This is a genomic window from Novosphingobium sp., assembly GCF_036803765.1.
Classification (GTDB): domain Bacteria; phylum Pseudomonadota; class Alphaproteobacteria; order Sphingomonadales; family Sphingomonadaceae; genus Novosphingobium.
Map to the genome: position 1 here is coordinate 96,245 of NZ_DAIRTS010000013.1, position 17,064 is coordinate 113,308.

The window sequence follows — 17,064 nt, forward strand, 5'->3', positions numbered from 1 at the left end:
GACGGAGGAGGGTGCCGCAAATAATGCTGCACCGCAACGTCAATCGCGCTCGACGTCGGCGGCGGCAAGGTCGCCGCCATAGGGCGGGATCGCCAGCTTGAAGCGGATTGCGGCAGCGCGCAGCGCGAAGCCGGCGGCGGCGGAGACTGCCCAGACCCAGCCCTTGGGCAAGTGCAGGGCCTGTCCCGCCGCACACATCGCCGAGGCCAGTGCCGCGGCCGTTACATAGAGTTCGGGGCGCATCAGGATCGAGGGCCGGCCCGCGACGACATCGCGGATCACCCCGCCGATGCAGCCGGTGATGCAGCCCATGATCATCGCGGGGACCGGCGGGATGCCGTAAGCCAGCGCCTTGGTCGTGCCGAGCACGGCATAGGCGCCCAAGCCGATCGCGTCTGCCCATTCGAGTGCGGCGCCCTGCCACCAGCGATGCGGAGTGATCCAGCACAGCACCGCGACCCCGAGGCACACCAGCGCCACCAAAGGGTCGTGCACCCAGAACACCGGCGCGCCGATCAGCAGGTCGCGCACAGACCCGCCACCGACGCCGGTGATGACCGCGAAGAAGCACATCGTCACCAGCGTCTGGCGCAATTGCGCAGCCACCAGCGCGCCCGAGATCGCAAAGACCGCAATGCCGGCGAGATCCAGCACGCCGATGACATGCGGCAGTGCCGGTGCCACCGCAGGAGCGAGCGTCGCGGGAAGATGGGTGGGCAGGGCAGGGATCAGCGGCATCGCCGGCATCCTTGCCCGCCCGCTCACCGCATGTCGAGAACCACCGTCGCCCGGCCCGTGCCTTCGACCGGCAGGTAGAGGCCCTGGCCGGCGGCCTTGAGTTGCCCGGTCTTTACGTCGTCGATCGCGGCGCGAATAAGGAAATCGCCGGTCCGCTTGTCGCTGATTGCGCGGCCGATCTTGCCCATCAGCTTGTCGTAGTCGCGCTCGAAGTTTTGCGCCAGCGCGGTGCCGATGGTCTGCGAGAGCCCGGGCGCATTGGCGAGCTGGAGCAGGACATCGCCGCCGGTGCTGTCCGTCACGCCCGACACGGCCAGGTTGCCGAAGCTCACCACGCGCGAATTGGCGGCGTTGACCGGGGTGCCGGTGAGCCACACCGTCCCATGGGCAGGGCCAATCGTGCCGTCGTCGCTCTTGCCTGAAAACGCTACGCCCACCGCGATCCGCCCGCCCGTGGTGCCATAGACGGTAACCTTGCCGAACTGCGCACGGATCGCGCCGAGGCCGGGCAGATCGAACGGCCGCGCCTGCCGCTTGACCAACGCCTTGTGGATCACCGGCTCCAGTTCGCGGTAGTCGGCGATCACCGGGATTACGAAGCGCAGCCGGCCGGGCGGGCCCTTGAGCGGCTGCATCGGCGGCAGCGGCGTCGAGGCCGGATCAGGTGGCCGCTTGCCGACGAAGGTCTCGGTCTGCGCCTGCATGCCGAGGCGCAGGATAAGCTTGCGCCCCTCGACGGCATAGCCGCCATAGGCGAGCGATTGCGGGGTCACGCGCATCCACACGGGCGGGTCGGCCTCGTTGAGTTCGAGCGAGGTGAACGCGCTGCGCCAGGCCTTGTCGATCTGCCGCTCGAGGTGCAGCTTGTCGAGCTCGGCTGGCAGCGTCCGTTCCAGCCGCGCGACCACGCCGCGCAGCTTGGCGTCGGCCTTGCTGGTGAAGGTGATCCGCTGGCCGAGGAAATCGATGCCCGGCTCGTTGGTCCAGTCGTAGGCGATGTCCAGCGCGGCGCGCGGTTTCCATTCGCGCGTCAGCGAGAGGCGGACATGAGCGCGCACCACGGCATCGCCGGTAGCGGTCTCCTGCTTGAGCACGCCCGCGATATCACGCGCGCGCACGGTGGCATGGATCGGCAGCGTGACCACGAGGTCCTGCCCCTGGCCGGACAGCGCGATGGCGCCGCGGGTGACTTCGCCGACGATGTGGCACTTGATGCGGGGCGTCTTGATCTTGACGCCGAGCACGTCGACCTTCTTCGAGGCCATGCAGTCCTGCCCGGGCTTGTCGATCGTCCACAGCGAGCGCGGCACTTCGCGTTCGAGCGCGGCGGACAACTCGCCGAGATTGGCAACGATGGGCACAGCGATGGTCGAGGACTGGGGCGGGACGCTGATGGTATCATGCGCGACGGGCGGCGCGGCATCGACCGCGCGGCGATGACACGCGGCCAGCGTGACGACCGCGGCCATCGTGCAGACAGTGCCGGCGATATACTTTCGTTGCATCCAAAAACCCCCGTTTGGCGCAACTACGCCCCATTTCGTCGCAGGTTCCCTGCGCCCTAAAGGCGCCATATTTTGCATGCAATCCTAGTATCTTGCCCGCGGGAGCCGACGACCGATGCCCGATGCTGCCGCGCCTCCACCCGCCATTTCCGCCCCGGCCGACCCGTCTGCCGCCGCCTTCGACCTGGCACGGATCGCGCCGGTCAAGCGCAAGTGCGGCGAGCCTGCCGCCGATGGCGCGATCGTGGTCTGTGCCGTCGATCGCGAGCAATTTCGCGTTCATCCGCTGACGAAATTCGAAACGGCGCCGGGCGTGGCGCAAGTCCAACTGGCGCCGGGCGTGAACGTGCGTGCCGAGGCCGTGCAACGCAGCCTGCCCGGAGCGAGCGCGCCGGCGGCAATGCTGACGTTGAAGATCGGTCTTTGATCGCAGGTCCGGACCAGCCAGGTCCGCTCGCCCTGGACGAGGCCGTCGTTCAGGCCGCCTGGCGCTGCCCCGTCAGCACCGCTTCGTAGCTGGCGAACAGTTCGCGGAAGTGGTCGTCCATCGTGCGCGGGGGCGGCAGGTCGGCGCGAGGGCCGTCAAGGCCGAGTTCGCGCGCGACGCAGTATTCGGCGATCGCGTCGGTCGCGGCGGCGGTATTGGCGGATTCGTAGATCCAGCCGTTCGAGGCGCGGGCCTGGTCGCTGGCGCCACCCTGGTCGGGCGCGATCAGGGGCAGGCCGCTGGCGCGCGCTTCGGCGGCGACCATGCAGAAGGTCTCGGCCTCGCAGCCGTGGACCAGGGCGTCGCAGCTGGCCATGACGCGTGCCAGTTCATGGCGCTGGGTGATCGGCGCGAGCACGCGGATGTGCGGGTTCTGGCCGATGCGCCGCTCGATCGTCTTGCGCTCGCGGCCCTGGCCCGCCAGCACGAGGCCGACGGGGCGGCGCGATCCGGCAGCCGTGACGGCATCGACCAGCATGGGCCAGCGCTTTTCCGGCGCGAACCGGCCGACGCCCAGCAACAGCGTCGCGTCCTCGGGCAGTTCGCACAGTTCGAGCATGCCGCGCCGCAGCGCCGTATCGCGCAGGGTCGGGGTGAAGATCCCCGGATCGACGCCCATCGGATTGGTGACCACGCGGGTCAGCCCGCCGCCGGTCAGCCGCTCCGAAAGGCTGGCGCTGGCGCTGACGATCATGTCGTAGCGCGTATCGAGCCGGCGCAGGTGGCGCCAGTAACGCTCGAACGCCTTGTCGATCGTTGGACGCGTGGCGACCGGGTCGAACCAGCGATAGGCATAGGCCGACAGCGGGTCGGCGTGCATGATGAGCGCGCGCGGCGTGCTGCCCGGCCATTCGGCGATCACGCTGGCGCTGCGCCACGGCGAGGATGCCTCGACAAAGTCGGGCTTCTGCGCATCGAGCGCGGCGTAGAGCGCGGGAATGTCGGAAAACCAGCGGTAATTGAAGTCGAGCGGGAAGAGCTGGCTCTTCAGCCAGACGATGCGCGCGTTCGGCCCGCGTTCCTCGACCCGGTCTTCCTGCCCCGGCGCGATGACCGTGACATCGTGACCCAGCGCAGCGCCGGCCTTGAGCTTGCGATCGACATATGTGCGCACGCCGCCGCCCTTGGGCGCGTAGAATGCGCAGACATCGACAAGCTTCATCACGTACCCTTGATTGGCCCCACCGACATCAGGCCGTTACGATAGTTCATGACGATCCGCAACGGCGTGGGCCCGTTGCCCGCCGTAACGGAGGCGCTTGCCGCCTTGGGCTTGGACCAGCCGAGGCGCGGATTGCCCGAGAAACCGATGCCGTCACGCTGCCAGTTGAACTTGCGGTTGTTGTCGCGGTCGTGGAGCACCGAGACGGTATAGCGACCGGGGCCCGGCAGCCGCACGCATAGGCGCGGCGTGGGATCGGCGGGCGTTGCGATCTCGACGCGGCGGAAGGTCTTGCCGGCCGCGACCAGGACGTTGTCGTCGGCGAGAAAATCCTCGTCGTTGGCGGGATAGACTTCCAGCTTGAGCTTGCCGGTATGATCCTTGAGGCCGAGCACCTCGACTTGGAACGAGGGGCCGCTCTCGCCGGGGCGGCACTGTCCCTCGGCCTTGCCCAGCTCGGGCGTCGAGGGCGGCAGCGGCGCGGCAAGCGCCGGCAGCGGCGTCGACGACAGCGCCAGTATGGGGGCGAGGAAGGCCAGCTTCTTCACGCGTTCTTCTCCTTCTGCACCAGATCGAGCAGCATCAGCGCGATGAACAGCACGACGTGGGTGGCGACGATCAGCATGGATATCATGGCGATCATGACCCCGGTCTGAACCTCGCGGCCGACGAGAAGCGCGGTAATGCCGGCGAACGCGAGATCCTTGTTCGGGATCAAGGGCAGGCGGGCGAGGAGCAGGCGGATCGTGGACAGCAGCAGCCAGGAGCCGATGCCCACTTCAGGAAGAATGAGGTGCCAGGCCAGTGCGGAGAGCGCGGTGCCGACGATGATGCGGACCGAGTGGACGTTGAACACGAACCACAGGTCGCGCCGCGGCAGGCTGAGCAGGCCATTGCGGAAGAACATGATGAGGCCGGAGGTGACCAGCACCACCACGATCGAGCCGACCAGCACCTTGCCGTCGGCGCCGAAGCCGAGCGGGCTGATAAGCGGCCAGGTGATCGCCAGCATGGCGATGGTGGTGATGTTGCCGGCCAGCGCGGACAGGATCGCCACGTCCTTGACCGCGCCGAACGGCGAGCCCTCCATCTTCACATGGCGGCGCGCCCAGTCGTAGAAGTAGACTTCACCGACATAGCCGAGCAGAAGTTCGTTGCCGACCAGCTTCTTGAGCAGGGGGGCAAGGCCCGAGAGCGGGATGCCCCAGAGCTTGCGGAAAATCACCCAGTCGGCGATCGGGCCGGCGAAATAGCTGGCGGCCAGCACCAGCCAGATCGTCGGCGAGCGCGGGATGATCGAGATGACCATCGGCCAGTTGAGCTGGCGCAACTGGTACAGCACGGCGCACAGGATCGCCACGGAGACGACCGGCCCCAGATAGGCGCTCCATTTGCGCAGGCCGCTCTCGACGGGGGCGGTTTCGGGAATCGCTGGTGTTGTCATTGTATCTCGTTCAGCCGCAGGCGGCGTTACCGCGAACCGGGGCGCGGCGCCATCGCGATTATCATCGCCGCTGTCGGGGGAGGCATCAGCCATCGACGAGGCGCTCCATTTCCTCGAGATAGCGCCGGGCGGCGATCTCGACGGTGAAGCGCCGGGCCTGCGCACGCGCGGCGTCGATGTCGAAGGGCATGGTACCGATGCGGTTCATCGCATCGGCAAGCGCGGCTTCGTCCCGCACGGGGACGAGCAGGCCGAAGCGGCCATGGCCGAGCAGATCGGCCATGCTGACGCTGCAATCGGTGGACACGATCGGCAGGCCCGCCGCCAGCGCCTCGGGCACGACGGCGGGGACGCCCTCGTAGTCCGACGACAGCACCAGCGCATCGGCGGCCAGCAGTGCATCGGCCACCGGGTTGACGTGGCCGGGCAGAGCAACCCGGTCCGTGATGCCGAGCGCTGCGGCGAGTGCCTCGAGGCTGCGCCGGGCACCGCCTTCGCCAAGGATCGCCAGCCGATCATCCGGCCGTGCCATGCGCGCAAAGGCCCGCAGCAGCAGCGGGAAGTTCTTCTGCCCTGCGAGCCGCCCGATGGCGAGGAAGCGGCGACCGGTGTAACCGGCGGGGCGGATCGCAGGCTGGTGCCGCGCCGTCTCGAGGGCCGCGACCTGGGCCTCGTCGAGCGCGGGATCGTCGATGATGGCGACGTGGTTTGCGGGCGCATGCATCAGCGTCTGCAGTTCTGCGCGCATCGGCTCGGCCATGCCGACGAGGCGGTGAAGCATCCGCCCCTGGATGCGCAGCCATAGCCGGTAGAACGGCCGCGCGGGCGCGGGCAGGTCGGCGCGTGACAAGTCGTTGCTGATCTTGGCGAGGATCGGCGGGCAGCGGCGTCCGAGCAGCAGCCGCATCGTCACGGCGACGACGGTATAGGAATTGCCTGCGCAGAACAGCACGTCGGGGCGATGGCGGCGGATCGCGCCGGGCAGGCGGCACATCATCCACAGCGTTTCCCACGCGGAGGTCGGCACGCCGATGCCGGGGAAGACCTCGAACGCCAGGCCCGGCCATTCGCGGCGCATCGCGCCACCGGTGCGGCCGAATACCAGCCGCGCATCCGCGCCCTGCGCCAGCCACGCGCCATGCAGGCGCAGTGCAACCCGCTCGACACCGCCCGGCTCGAAGCTGTGGAGGAAAGTCAGGATGCGCAAGGCGCGCCGGTCGCGATGCGTCAAAACAGTCCGGCCGGGCCGCTGAGGCCAGCGTAGCGCGACGGCTGGTGCGTGCGGGCAAAACCGGCCAGCGTGCGGTCGATCGAGGTCAGCAGCGCGGGCACGGTGGTGTCGCCGGGGTGAACCGCCACGCGCACGGTGCGGGTGAGCGGCAGGGCCTGGCGTGCCAGCGCGGAGAACCACAGCGAGGACCGGATACGCGCCTTGCTGCGGCTCGCCCAGGTGATGACCGGGCCCTTGGCCAGCACTTCGCCGCTGCCGGGGCGCCAGACCTTCATGTGATCCTCGGCCAGCGCGAAGCCGAGCTCGTCGAGCGCGCGGTGTGCGCCGTCGCCATAGAGCCAGGCCGGCGCGATGAACCCCGTGACCGGGCGTCCCAAGATGTCCTCGACCAGCGCGCGGCCCTCGACCATCCGCGCGCGGGCCTGCTCGTAGGGCAGGTTGAGGAACTCGCCCTCACCGGCGGTCATGTGCTTGCCTTTGAAGCCGGCCAGCCCCTCGGTCGCCGGGGTCTCGTCCTTGTGGCACCAGCCGTGCAGGAACATCTCGATCCCCATGTCGGCCCAGCCGCGCAGCCGCGCCTGGAACGCGGCATTGCCGGCCAGGGGCGCGCTGCGCCAGTGATCGGGAATGACCAGCATGGCAAACCGCCCGGTGCCGAGATGGCCGCTCAGACGCTCGGCCAACTGGTCGACCTCGCGCTCGAATCGCGGGCTGACGTCGTGAATCGAGGCCAGCAGCCGGCGGCGGGGTTCGGAAGTTTCGTGGGCGGTCATGCGGCGGCGCTACGGTTCCTGGGTGAGGCTTGTCGGTACAGGCGCTGCGGGGCCTGCTGCAATCCGGGGCAAATTGCAACGGGGCAGGCGGTTCGCCCCGCGACGCCCTCGCGAACCGGCCCTGCGCGGATCGGCGCAGGCCCGCGTCGCTTGAGCGATCGTCAATTGTCTATCGCGGCGGTTGAGTTACGTTTCGAAGGCTTCACGATGCCATGGCGAGTCGGTCAGCGGCGTCTTTTCGAGGGAGAGCTTGTATGGCGCATGAACATGCTGTTTCGCAGCGCGCCGATCCGGTCATCCTGACCGTGCCGGGCCTCTGCAATTCCGGCCCCGAGCACTGGCAAACCCGCTGGGAGCAGACGCTGCCCGACTGCCATCGCGTCGATCTGGGGCTGTGGGACGATCCCCATCGCAACACCTGGGTCAACAAGCTGGCGCTGGCGATCCAGCGCGCGCACGCCGTCGCCGAACGGCCAGTGGTGCTGGTCGCGCATAGCCTGGGCTGCATGGCCGTGGCGTGGTGGGCCGAATACGAGCGGCTGGCCAGCGGGCCGCGCGAACAACCGGTGATCGGCGCGCTGCTGGTCGCGCCGCCCGAGGTCGAGGACGCGGTCAAGGATCGCCGGCTGACGCGGTTCGCGCCGCTGCCGTCGCACGAGCTGCCGTTTCCCTCGATCGTGGTCGGCAGCCGCGACGATCCCTATGCCACGCCGGGTGCGACGCGGCGGATCGCGCGGCAATGGGGCGCCCGCTATGCCGACGCCGGCGCCGTGGGCCACATCAACGCCGATTCCGCGCTTGGCGACTGGGCGTTTGGACGCCTGCTGCTCAACCGGCTGCTGCCCCGGCCGCTCTCGCTCGACGACGCACCGGCGCGCTACACGCCCATCCCGCGCCCGACGCTCGATCCGGCGCTGCGCCGCTTGGGGGCCTGATCGCGCCGCTCTCGATGGTGTGGGTAGCGCCCGGCGATCAGCCGAGGCGCCAGTCCCAGCCGAGCGGGTCGCCGTCCATCGCCTCGACGCCCTGCTCGGCCAGCCGATCGCGCAGCGCGTCGCTGAGGCTGAAGTCCTTATCGGCCCGGGCGGCGGCGCGCTGGTCGACGATGGCGGCAATCTCCGCCTCGTCGATCGTCGCCGCCACCGGACGCAGGCGCAGGTCGGTGCGCGTCAGGTGGGCAAGACCCAGCCCGAGCACGTCGTCGAGTGCCGTGATCGCGGCCAGCTTGACGCCCGCGTCGATCTTCTTGAGCGCGATTACCTCGTCGAGCACGGTCAGCGCGACTGCGGTGTTGAGGTCCTCGCTGATCGCGGCATCGAAGCGGGCCAAGAGCGGCGCGACCTTGGGGTGCTGCGCCCAGTCCGCGGCAGCCACACCTTCGCCGGCGCGCTCGCGCAGCTGGCTGACCGCCATGACCATGCGCTTGAGGCGCGTGAGCGCGGCGCCCAGACCCTCCCACGAAAACTCCAGCTCGCTGCGATAGTGCGCCTGCAGGCACAGCAGGCGATAGGCGAGGGGATGATAGCCCTTGTCGATCAGCAGTTGCAGGCGCAGGAACTCGCCCGAGGATTTGCTCATCTTTCCAGAGCGTTCTACCAGGAAGTTGTTGTGCATCCACACGTTCGCGCCCGAATTGGCCGCGTCTGAAAGGCTGCCGGCGCAGCAGAACGCCTGGTTCTGCGCGATCTCGTTGGGGTGATGGATCTCGCGGTGGTCGATGCCGCCGGTGTGGATATCGAAGGGGAAGCCTAGCAGCTTGCCCGACATGACCGAGCATTCGAGATGCCAGCCCGGCGCGCCCTTGCCCCAGGGGCTGTCCCATTCCATCTGGCGGGTCTCGCCGGCGGGGGTCTTGCGCCAGATCGCGAAGTCGGCCTGGTGGCGCTTGCCCTCGACCTGCTCGATCCGGCCTTCGCCCTCGTCGGTGGCGGCGCGGGCCAGGCGGCCGTAGTCGGCCACGGTCGAGACGTCGAAATAGAGGCCGCCGGGCAGCTCGTAGCAGTGCTTGTCGGCGATCGACTGTGCGAACTCGATCATCGCCGGCACGTAGTCGGTGGCGATCGACCAGTGTGCGGGCTGGCGGATGTTGAGCGCGGCGATGTCGGCCCAGTAGGCCTGCGTGTAATGGCGCGCGATGTCCCAGATCGACTGCGCATTGGCGCGCGCGGCCTTCTCCAGCTTGTCCTCGCCGGCATCGGCATCATCGGTCAGGTGGCCGACGTCGGTGATGTTGATGACGTGCGTGAGCTTGAGACCCTTCCACGTCAGCGTGCGGCCGAGCACGTCGGCGAAGACATAGGCGCGCATGTTGCCGATGTGGGGATAATTGTAGACCGTCGGCCCGCACGAATAGACCCGCGCCTCGCCGGGATGGACCGGCGCGAACGGCTCGAGCGCACGGGTCAGGCTGTTGAACAGGACGAGCGGGGCAGCGGTATCGGTCATGGCTTGCGCCTTGCCCCGCCGGGGGGCGCGCGGTCAATCGGGTTGTGTATCGGGAGGCGCCGGGTGGGGCGGTCTTCCGTCGCGCTCAGCGGCCGACGATCCGCAGCCGGGTGAACAGCATGAAGCTGGTGGGATGCCCGCCGTATCGCGCCTCTGCCGCATGGGGCAGGGCGTAGCCGCTGACGAGCCCGCCGAGATCGAAGGCGAGCGGGCCGAGCGGGACGCTGTGATAGCCGCCGAGCGTCAGCTTGCTGACGTTGAAGCGCTGGCCGGCGAGTGGGTCGGGTTCGAGGAAGAGTTCGTCCTTGTCGACGTTCTCGGCGCGGCCGAACGCGGTCCAGCGGCGCCATTGCAGCGCGCTCTCGAGCAGGAAGGCATCGCTCGGCGCCTCATCCTGAGCAGCGTGGTGATCGCCGCCGCTGTGACGATTGCGCCCCCAGGCAAAGGTCGTCTGCCAGGTGCGGCCCGGCCCCAGCGCGCGATTCCAGGTGGCCGAAGCGGTGGTGCGATGCTCATTGTCGTCGGGCGTCAGCTGCTCGGGACTTTTGAGATAGCCATGGCTGACCTGCAACGAGAGGTTGTCGGTCGGATTGAACGTCACGCGGGCCGACCAGCTGTCGAACCGGGGCTTGTCGAAATTCCAGCGCTTCTGGTCCGGTTCGCGCCCGGTGAACACCGATCCTTCGAGCTTGACGCGGCGCGTGGTGAGCCCGGCCGTGACGACCCCGAACGTGACGTGCGTCGAATCCAGCCAGTGATGCGCGATCGGTGCTTCGGGATTCGCGATCCCCGAAAAGCGGTGCATGAAAGTGACCGGCCCCAGCGCTGGCTCACCTGGCATACCGGCGTAGACGAAGCCGCTGAGCCCGTCGGTCAGCGGATGCGAATAGGTGGCCGACAGTTCCATCAGCGCGTCATGGGGATGCTGGCGATCGATCAGCGGGGTGCGGCCGTCCGCCGTCTCGCCGGTCGCCAGCAGCAGCGGATAGCCGCTGCGACCCATGAGCGGGTCGAGGCTGCCCATGCCGCGCAATGTGAGCGTGCCGCCACCGAGCGGGCGTTGCGCCATGCCCATCAGCATCGAGGTGGAAAAGGTCTTGTCCGCGCCGCGCGGGCCGCCCTGTTTGTCGTAGATCAGCGTGACCATGCCGTGGATCATCGTCGACCAATCGCCGGTGTGGCCCATGATCGCCTGCATCGGCGCCGAATCCGCCTGCCATGCAGTGCCCGAGGCGTCGCGCATCATGCTATAGGGCCCGAGCATGCCCTTCATCCCGTGCATGGCGTCCATGCCGGCCATGTCGTGCGCGCTGTGGTCCATCGGCATGGCATGGTCCATCGGCATGGCATGGTCCATCGGCATGGCATGGTCCATCGGCATGGCATGGTCCATGGGCATCGTGTGATCCATGGGCATGGCGGGGTCGGCAGTCTGCGCGCCGGCAGCCATGGGCGCGCCGGCCACAATGGCGGCAAAGGCCAGGGCGAGGGGAAATGCGGACTTGTCGAAACTGGTCATGCGCGGCATTTACCCTCCGTACCACGGTACAGAGTCAAGGTTTGATTGATAGGGCGCCAGGTAATGATGAGCATAGCGTCGTCATCCCGGGCGGAGACCCGGGATCCCGCTTTCACTGGCGGCGCTCGAGGTTTCAAAGCGGGACCCCGGGTCTTCGCCCGGGGTGACGGAGTGGTGAAGTGATGAACGATGTGCAGGGTGCCACGCGGGCGATGACGATCGGCACGCTCGCGCGCCTTGGCGGGGTGGGGGTCGAGACGATCCGTTTTTACCAGCGGCGTGGATTGCTCGATTGCCCGCCACGCGGCACCGGCAGTGCGGTGGTCCGCCGCTATGGTGCGGAAGACTTGCGCCGTCTGCGCTTCATTCGCTCGGCACAGACCGCCGGGTTCTCGCTCGAGGAGATCGGCGGGCTGCTGCAACTCGACGCCCAGGCCGATCGGGCACAAGTCCGGGCCGTGGCGACGGCGCGGCTGGCCGCGCTCGACGCGCGGATCGAGGAATTGACCAACGCGCGCGCCGCGCTCGGCCGCCTCGTCGACGATTGCGCCACGGGCAGCGGCGGTCCGTGCCCGATCCTCTCCGCTTTCGAGGGGTGAGGACGCTATACTTGGTAGGCCATTTGCATCATCTGAAGCGATGTCATTCTTGCGGTGATGATGGTTGGTTCCAGTCTGATGGATTGCCGCCAGTTAACCACGACATCGCCTTTGAACGGTTTGGTTCGGCAACGTGTGCTAGCGCTGTGCTATGAAAATCCGGCGGCATTACAAACCAGGTAGGGTAGCCGTGCGACACTGGGTTGCCCGACGGTCGGTTTTCGTTTCCGTTCCACCTTATCAGCAACACCCGGTTGTCGTGATCGTCCCACGTTCCCAGTGCAAGAGACCAGTCTTTTGCCCAACGAAGAACGACGTGCAGCGATTTCAGCCGTGACCGGGGCGACAGAACGGTTCTCGGATCAACGCTCATCAGTCCACTTCGAACAGGTCGGCCAGCTGCTCGACGATCGTGCCGCCCAGTTGCTCGACGTCCATGATCGTCACGGCGCGGCGATAATAGCGCGTCACGTCGTGGCCGATGCCGATGGCGACCAGCTGTACCGGGCTCTGCTTCTCGATCCACTCGATCACGCGGCGCAAGTGCTGCTCGAGATAGCCGGCGTGGTTGACCGAGAGCGTGCTGTCGTCGACCGGCGCGCCGTCGGAGATCACCATCAGGATGCGGCGATCCTCGGGCCGGGCGAGCAGGCGGGTGTGCGCCCAGAGCAGCGCCTCGCCGTCGATGTTTTCCTTGAGCAGACCCTCGCGCATCATCAGGCCGAGGTTCTTGCGGGCGCGGCGCCACGGCTCGTCGGCCTTCTTGTAGACGATGTGGCGCAGGTCGTTGAGGCGGCCGGGATGTGCGGGCTTGCCACCGGCGAGCCAGGCCTCGCGCGATTGCCCGCCCTTCCACGCACGGGTGGTGAAGCCGAGCACTTCGGTCTTCACCCCGCAACGCTCTAGCGTACGCGCGAGAATGTCGGCGCTGATCGCGGCGATCGAGATCGGCCGGCCGCGCATCGAGCCGGAATTGTCGATCAGCAGCGTGACGACGGTATCCTTGAACTCGACATCGCGCTCGATCTTGTACGACAGCGAGTGCCCCGGCGCGATCACCACGCGCGCGAGGCGGGCGGCGTCGAGCAGGCCTTCTTCCTGGTCGAAGTCCCAGCTGCGGTTCTGCGCGGCCATGAGGCGACGCTGCAACCGATTGGCAAGCCGCGTGACCACGCTTTGCAGCCCCTTCATCTGCGTGTCGAGATAGGCGCGCAGACGCGTCAGCTCTACCTCGTCACACAGGTCGGTGGCCGCGATCACCTCGTCGAAGCGGGTGGTGTAGCTCTTGTAGTCGAAGTCTTCGGGCAGCTCGGTCCACGGCCGATTGGGGCGGGTGGGCAGCATGCCGTCCTCGCCCTCGTCGGCCATGTCGGCGTCGGCGGCGTCGTCCGGGCGGTCCATGTCCTCCTGCGGGTCGCCCTCGTCGTCGCCTTCCGAGGTGTCGCCAGCCTGCTCGATCGGCTGCTGTTCGTCGGCCGAGCTTTCAGCTTCCTCGGGCTTTTCGGTGCCGTCGTCTTCCTCGTTCTCGTCTTCGCTGTCCTCGCTCTCGTTATCCTCGGGGGCGGCGGCCTGCGTGAGGTCGAGATGGCCGAGCATGCTGAGCGCCAGATTCTGGAAGGCCTTCTGGTCGTCCAGCGTCTCGCCCAGCCGCGCGATGTCCTCGCCGGCGCGTGCCTCGATCCAGCTGCGCACCATGTCGGTGCCGACCTTCGCCAGCGCCGGCACCGGCTGCCCGGTCAGCTTTTCGCGCAGGATGAGGGAGAGCGCGGTGGGCAGCGGCACTTCCTCGGGCTTGGTCGCGCGCGAGATCGGATCGGCGGCGACGCGCAGCGCGGTCACGGCGCCCAGGTTTTCGCGCGTGCCGGCGTAACCGTCCGAGCCGAGCGCCTCGTAGCGGACGCGTTCGACCGCGTCGTAGCAGGCGCGGGCGAGCATGTCGGCGGGCGCGCCGGCCTGGTGGATGCTCTCGTTATGGTGCCTCAGGCGCAGCGCCATCGAATCCGCGGCGCCGCGCGCCTCGGCGACTTGCGCCTCGGGCAGGGCACGGCCGGGCATGGGCACGCGCATCAGCTTGCCGGTCTGGCTCGCCTGGTCCGAGGTCCAGGCCACTTCCACCTCGGGCTGCTCGGCAATCGCGCGCGAGGCGCCGGTGAGCACGGAACGGAAGGTATCGAGGGGGGATTCGGCAGCCAAGTCAGGTCCAGTAAGTCAGGCGCCCCGGCACGGCGGCCGGGGCGCATCGGTCATCATCAACCGATAGATTGGCCGGTCTTGGCCCAATCTGCAAGGAACCCTTCGATACCCTTGTCAGTCAGGACGTGCTTGAACAAGCCCTTGATGACCGCCGGCGGGGCGGTGATCACGTCCGCGCCGATGCGCGCGCTTTCCAGCACGTGAACGCCGTGGCGGATCGAGGCGACGAGGATTTCGGTCTCGAAGGCATAGTTGTCGTAGATCAGACGGATGTCGCGGATCAGGTCCATGCCGTCGAAGCCGTTGTCGTCGTGACGGCCGACGAAGGGCGAGATGAACGTGGCGCCGGCCTTGGCGGCGAGCAGCGCCTGGTTGGCCGAGAAGCACAGCGTGACGTTGACCATCGTGCCGTCGCCGGTCAGCTTCTTGCAGGTCTTGAGGCCGTCGACGGTCAGCGGCACCTTGATGCACACGTTGTCGGCGATCTTGCGCAGGATTTCGGCCTCGCGCATCATCGTCTCGTGATCGAGGGCGACGACTTCGGCGGAGACCGGGCCATGCGTCAGGCCACAGATTTCCTTGGTCACCTCGATGAAGTCGCGGCCCGACTTGGCGATCAGGGTGGGGTTGGTGGTGACGCCGTCGAGCAGGCCGGTGGCGGCAAGATCGGCGATTTCGGCGGTGTCGGCCGTGTCGACAAAGAACTTCATGGGTGCGAGCTTTCCTGCGGTGAAGGCGATTCCGCGGCCCCTATAGGCGAGGCGCCGCGGACTGTCAGGCCTTGTGACACATCATCCGCAATCTTGGGAAGCGGCAATTGATAGCGCTATCAAGAGGCATTGGCGCATGGTCAGATGAGCACCGGCATGCCGCAGCGCACCTGGTCCACCGCGACATTGGCCGCGCCCAGCCGCACCCCGAGCGCGGCGGTGAGGTCGTTGAGCACGCTGTCGAGGCCCGGCCCGAGCGTGCCGAGCGTGGTGCCGACCGCACTCGTGACCAGCGAGGCATTGACCGTCAGCAGGCCGGTGGCGACCGTCAGCTTGGTCTGTCGCAGCACGGAGGCGGCGATGCCGGTGACGATGTCGTCGGTCACCACCTGTCGCACCGCGCGGCGGTCGATCTCGGCGCGCGAGAACGTCACGGTCTGCGCATGCGTGCCGCCCAGCGCGACGTTCGAATAGCCGTTGATCTTGAGCAGCGTGATGTTGGCGAGCGTCGCCGTGCCAAGCGGCATCGGGCTGGTCATGTCGGTCATGCGCGTGCGGTCGTAGCTTGCGAGCGCGGCCGTGCCGACCGAGGGCACGACCGATAGCGAGACCCGGTCCGAGCCTGCCTGCCCGTTGCAGGTGACCGCCGAGAGCCGCGCGGTGGCGAGCGCGATTTCCACGAACAGCGGTACGTCCAGCGTCGCCAGACCGGGGATGCCGGCGACGCCGGCGCGGGCATCGAGCGCGATGCGGGTCTGCCCGGTGCGCAGCGTCACGGTCTGTGCGTCGGTCACGCTGAGCAACGGCGAATGGACGGTTCCGGGCCCGCCCGCGATGCGTGCGTTGACCGAGGCGAGGCCGGGCAGGGTGAGGCCGAGCGACACCTGCTGCGAGCGGCTGTCGGCGCCCTGCAGCAACGAGCGCAGCAGGGTATAGCTGTCGACGCTGGCGGTGAACCGGCCATCGACGAAATCGTCCTGTCCGAACTTGCCGAGGTCGATGATGTCGCCGACGCGGACCTGCCCTTGGACCTGGTTGGCGACGCTCGCGAGCAGGCGGGCCGTCTGCGAATCGACCGAGGCGGTCGCAGCCGCGCTGACGACGTCGGACAGGTTTTGCTGGCTGCCGAACACTTCGCCGAAGGTCGCCTGCGGCTTGCCCACCTGCACGCGCAGCGCGTCGGCAAAGCGCGCGACCTGGACCGACGAGCCGGACAGGCGCACGGTATCGTCGGCGGTGAGCATGAGATTGGTGCCGGCGAGCGCTGAAAGCAGCGCGGCGGGAATGCCGTTCGAGACCGCGAGCGCCTGCGAGCCGAGCGAGAAGGCGGCGGCATCGGCGCGCGCCGCGGTGGCGGTCGTGGCGACCTGCGTCGTCGGCCGGCCGGTTAGCAAGGTGCCGAAGAACAACGGCACGTCCTGGCGCAGTGTCAGCCGCAGGGCGCCGGTCGCCGACGGGTCGCTGGTGAAGCGCTGGTCGAGGTCGACGGCGGCGTCGCGGGTGTAGCGGCCGGGCTGGACCAGCGCCACGCCGACGTTGCGTGCCCCGCTCGCGGCGATCGAGGCCCGGATCGCCGCGTTGCGGCCGGCGGCATCGCTGCCCAGCGCCGAGAGCACCGCCGCGTCGGTGATGCCCTGAAGGCGCCGCTTGGCCAAGACCATCGAGCCGAAGTCGACCGCCAGCGCGCTCGTGCCCATCAGCGTGGTGAGTGCGAGGCCGAAGAAGATGGTGGAGGCGGCATCGGTGTCTCGGGCCAGCCGGCGCAGGAACATCCGCATGGTGGTCGCTCCTCGCTCAGGCGCCGTAAAGCTGCACGGTGGCGGTGCGGTGGATCGCCACCGGGATCGGCACGAGGCTTTCGGCAAAGAACGGCTGGTTTGAGAGGTCGTAGTGCAGCACCACGGTAAAGTTGCGATCGACCAGCGAGGTGGCCAGCTTCACGCCGCTCGCGGAAATGAGTGTCCCGGTGTTGGCGGTGATGGCGCGCTTGACGAGCCTCGTGCGCTCGCTGGCGTTCATGCCCTCGAGCGCGGCGCGGGCGCCTTCGTTGGCGGCCTGTTGCAGCGCATGGGCCATGCCGAACCACACGCCCCAGCTGATCGCGCCGTACACCAGCATGATCAGCGCCGGCATGATGATCGCGGTCTCGATCACCGCGGTGCCGGTGGTGTCGCGGATGAGGCGCGAGATGAAGGGAAGGCGGCCGGCATGGGGTGTGGCGGCGGCGGGGGGCGGGGCCTGTCTAACGGCCGGGGGGA

16 protein-coding genes are annotated in these 17,064 nt (G+C 68.2%); 3 read left to right on the plus strand and 13 right to left on the minus strand.

What is annotated here, in order from left to right; genetic code table 11:
* Nucleotides 1-39 precede the first annotated feature (39 nt).
* A complete protein-coding gene (locus tag V7Q48_RS10685; RefSeq protein WP_333838037.1) occupies nucleotides 40-738 on the minus strand; it encodes a trimeric intracellular cation channel family protein in 699 nt (232 codons plus the stop codon).
* 23 nt (nucleotides 739-761) lie between these two features.
* Nucleotides 762-2,243, minus strand: coding sequence for a DUF4403 family protein (locus tag V7Q48_RS10690; RefSeq protein ID WP_333838038.1), 1,482 nt, complete (start codon nucleotides 2,241-2,243; stop codon nucleotides 762-764).
* A 115-nt stretch (nucleotides 2,244-2,358) separates the two neighbouring features.
* Between V7Q48_RS10690 and V7Q48_RS10695 the strand changes: the two genes are divergently transcribed.
* The gene (locus tag V7Q48_RS10695) at nucleotides 2,359-2,670 is read left to right on the plus strand and encodes a 5'-nucleotidase (RefSeq protein ID WP_333838040.1); all 312 of its coding nucleotides are present in this window, start codon (nucleotides 2,359-2,361) and stop codon (nucleotides 2,668-2,670) included.
* Nucleotides 2,671-2,719: 49 nt separating this feature from the next.
* Here the strand turns inward: V7Q48_RS10695 and V7Q48_RS10700 are convergent, their stop codons facing one another.
* The 5 genes from V7Q48_RS10700 to V7Q48_RS10720 form a co-directional block, all read right to left on the minus strand.
* Nucleotides 2,720-3,892, minus strand: a complete 1,173-nt coding sequence (locus V7Q48_RS10700; protein WP_333838042.1) for a glycosyltransferase — start codon at nucleotides 3,890-3,892, stop codon at nucleotides 2,720-2,722.
* Nucleotides 3,892-4,440: a DUF2141 domain-containing protein gene (locus V7Q48_RS10705; RefSeq protein ID WP_442947124.1), complete on the minus strand. Its 549-nt coding sequence runs from the start codon at nucleotides 4,438-4,440 to the stop codon at nucleotides 3,892-3,894. The genes V7Q48_RS10700 and V7Q48_RS10705 overlap by 1 nt, the downstream gene beginning before the upstream one ends.
* Nucleotides 4,437-5,336 (minus strand): hypothetical protein, encoded by a 900-nt coding sequence (locus tag V7Q48_RS10710; protein WP_333838043.1) that lies wholly within the window; start codon nucleotides 5,334-5,336, stop codon nucleotides 4,437-4,439. The genes V7Q48_RS10705 and V7Q48_RS10710 overlap by 4 nt, the downstream gene beginning before the upstream one ends.
* A gap of 85 nt (nucleotides 5,337-5,421) precedes the next feature.
* The gene (locus V7Q48_RS10715) at nucleotides 5,422-6,543 is read right to left on the minus strand and encodes a glycosyltransferase (RefSeq protein WP_333838045.1); all 1,122 of its coding nucleotides are present in this window, start codon (nucleotides 6,541-6,543) and stop codon (nucleotides 5,422-5,424) included.
* Between the two features lie 20 nt (nucleotides 6,544-6,563).
* Nucleotides 6,564-7,340: a polysaccharide deacetylase family protein gene (locus tag V7Q48_RS10720; protein WP_333838046.1), complete on the minus strand. Its 777-nt coding sequence runs from the start codon at nucleotides 7,338-7,340 to the stop codon at nucleotides 6,564-6,566.
* 254 nt (nucleotides 7,341-7,594) lie between these two features.
* Between V7Q48_RS10720 and V7Q48_RS10725 the strand changes: the two genes are divergently transcribed.
* Nucleotides 7,595-8,275, plus strand: coding sequence for an RBBP9/YdeN family alpha/beta hydrolase (locus V7Q48_RS10725; RefSeq protein WP_333838048.1), 681 nt, complete (start codon nucleotides 7,595-7,597; stop codon nucleotides 8,273-8,275).
* Nucleotides 8,276-8,312: 37 nt separating this feature from the next.
* Here V7Q48_RS10725 and cysS read toward each other — a convergent pair whose 3' ends face one another.
* Both cysS and V7Q48_RS10735 read right to left on the minus strand, forming a co-directional pair.
* Nucleotides 8,313-9,785: a cysteine--tRNA ligase gene (cysS, locus tag V7Q48_RS10730; protein ID WP_333838050.1), complete on the minus strand. Its 1,473-nt coding sequence runs from the start codon at nucleotides 9,783-9,785 to the stop codon at nucleotides 8,313-8,315.
* Between the two features lie 85 nt (nucleotides 9,786-9,870).
* Nucleotides 9,871-11,304 carry a hypothetical protein gene (locus V7Q48_RS10735; RefSeq protein ID WP_333838052.1) on the minus strand — a complete coding sequence of 478 codons (1,434 nt, stop codon included), beginning with the start codon at nucleotides 11,302-11,304 and terminating at the stop codon, nucleotides 9,871-9,873.
* A 182-nt stretch (nucleotides 11,305-11,486) separates the two neighbouring features.
* Here V7Q48_RS10735 and V7Q48_RS10740 point away from each other — a divergent pair, with 182 nt between their 5' ends.
* On the plus strand, nucleotides 11,487-11,903 hold the full coding sequence (locus V7Q48_RS10740) for a MerR family transcriptional regulator (protein ID WP_333838054.1): 417 nt from the start codon (nucleotides 11,487-11,489) through the stop codon (nucleotides 11,901-11,903).
* Nucleotides 11,904-12,275: 372 nt separating this feature from the next.
* Here the strand turns inward: V7Q48_RS10740 and cobT are convergent, their stop codons facing one another.
* The 4 genes from cobT to V7Q48_RS10760 all read right to left on the minus strand — a co-directional run.
* Nucleotides 12,276-14,096 carry a cobaltochelatase subunit CobT gene (cobT, locus tag V7Q48_RS10745; protein ID WP_333838056.1) on the minus strand — a complete coding sequence of 607 codons (1,821 nt, stop codon included), beginning with the start codon at nucleotides 14,094-14,096 and terminating at the stop codon, nucleotides 12,276-12,278.
* Between the two features lie 56 nt (nucleotides 14,097-14,152).
* Nucleotides 14,153-14,806: a fructose-6-phosphate aldolase gene (gene fsa, locus V7Q48_RS10750; protein ID WP_333838058.1), complete on the minus strand. Its 654-nt coding sequence runs from the start codon at nucleotides 14,804-14,806 to the stop codon at nucleotides 14,153-14,155.
* A gap of 140 nt (nucleotides 14,807-14,946) precedes the next feature.
* Entirely contained in the window at nucleotides 14,947-16,584 is a 1,638-nt protein-coding gene (locus V7Q48_RS10755) for a TadG family pilus assembly protein (protein WP_333838060.1), read from the minus strand.
* A 16-nt stretch (nucleotides 16,585-16,600) separates the two neighbouring features.
* Nucleotides 16,601-17,064: TadE/TadG family type IV pilus assembly protein (locus V7Q48_RS10760; protein WP_333838062.1), on the minus strand; the 464-nt coding region annotated here is incomplete at its 5' end.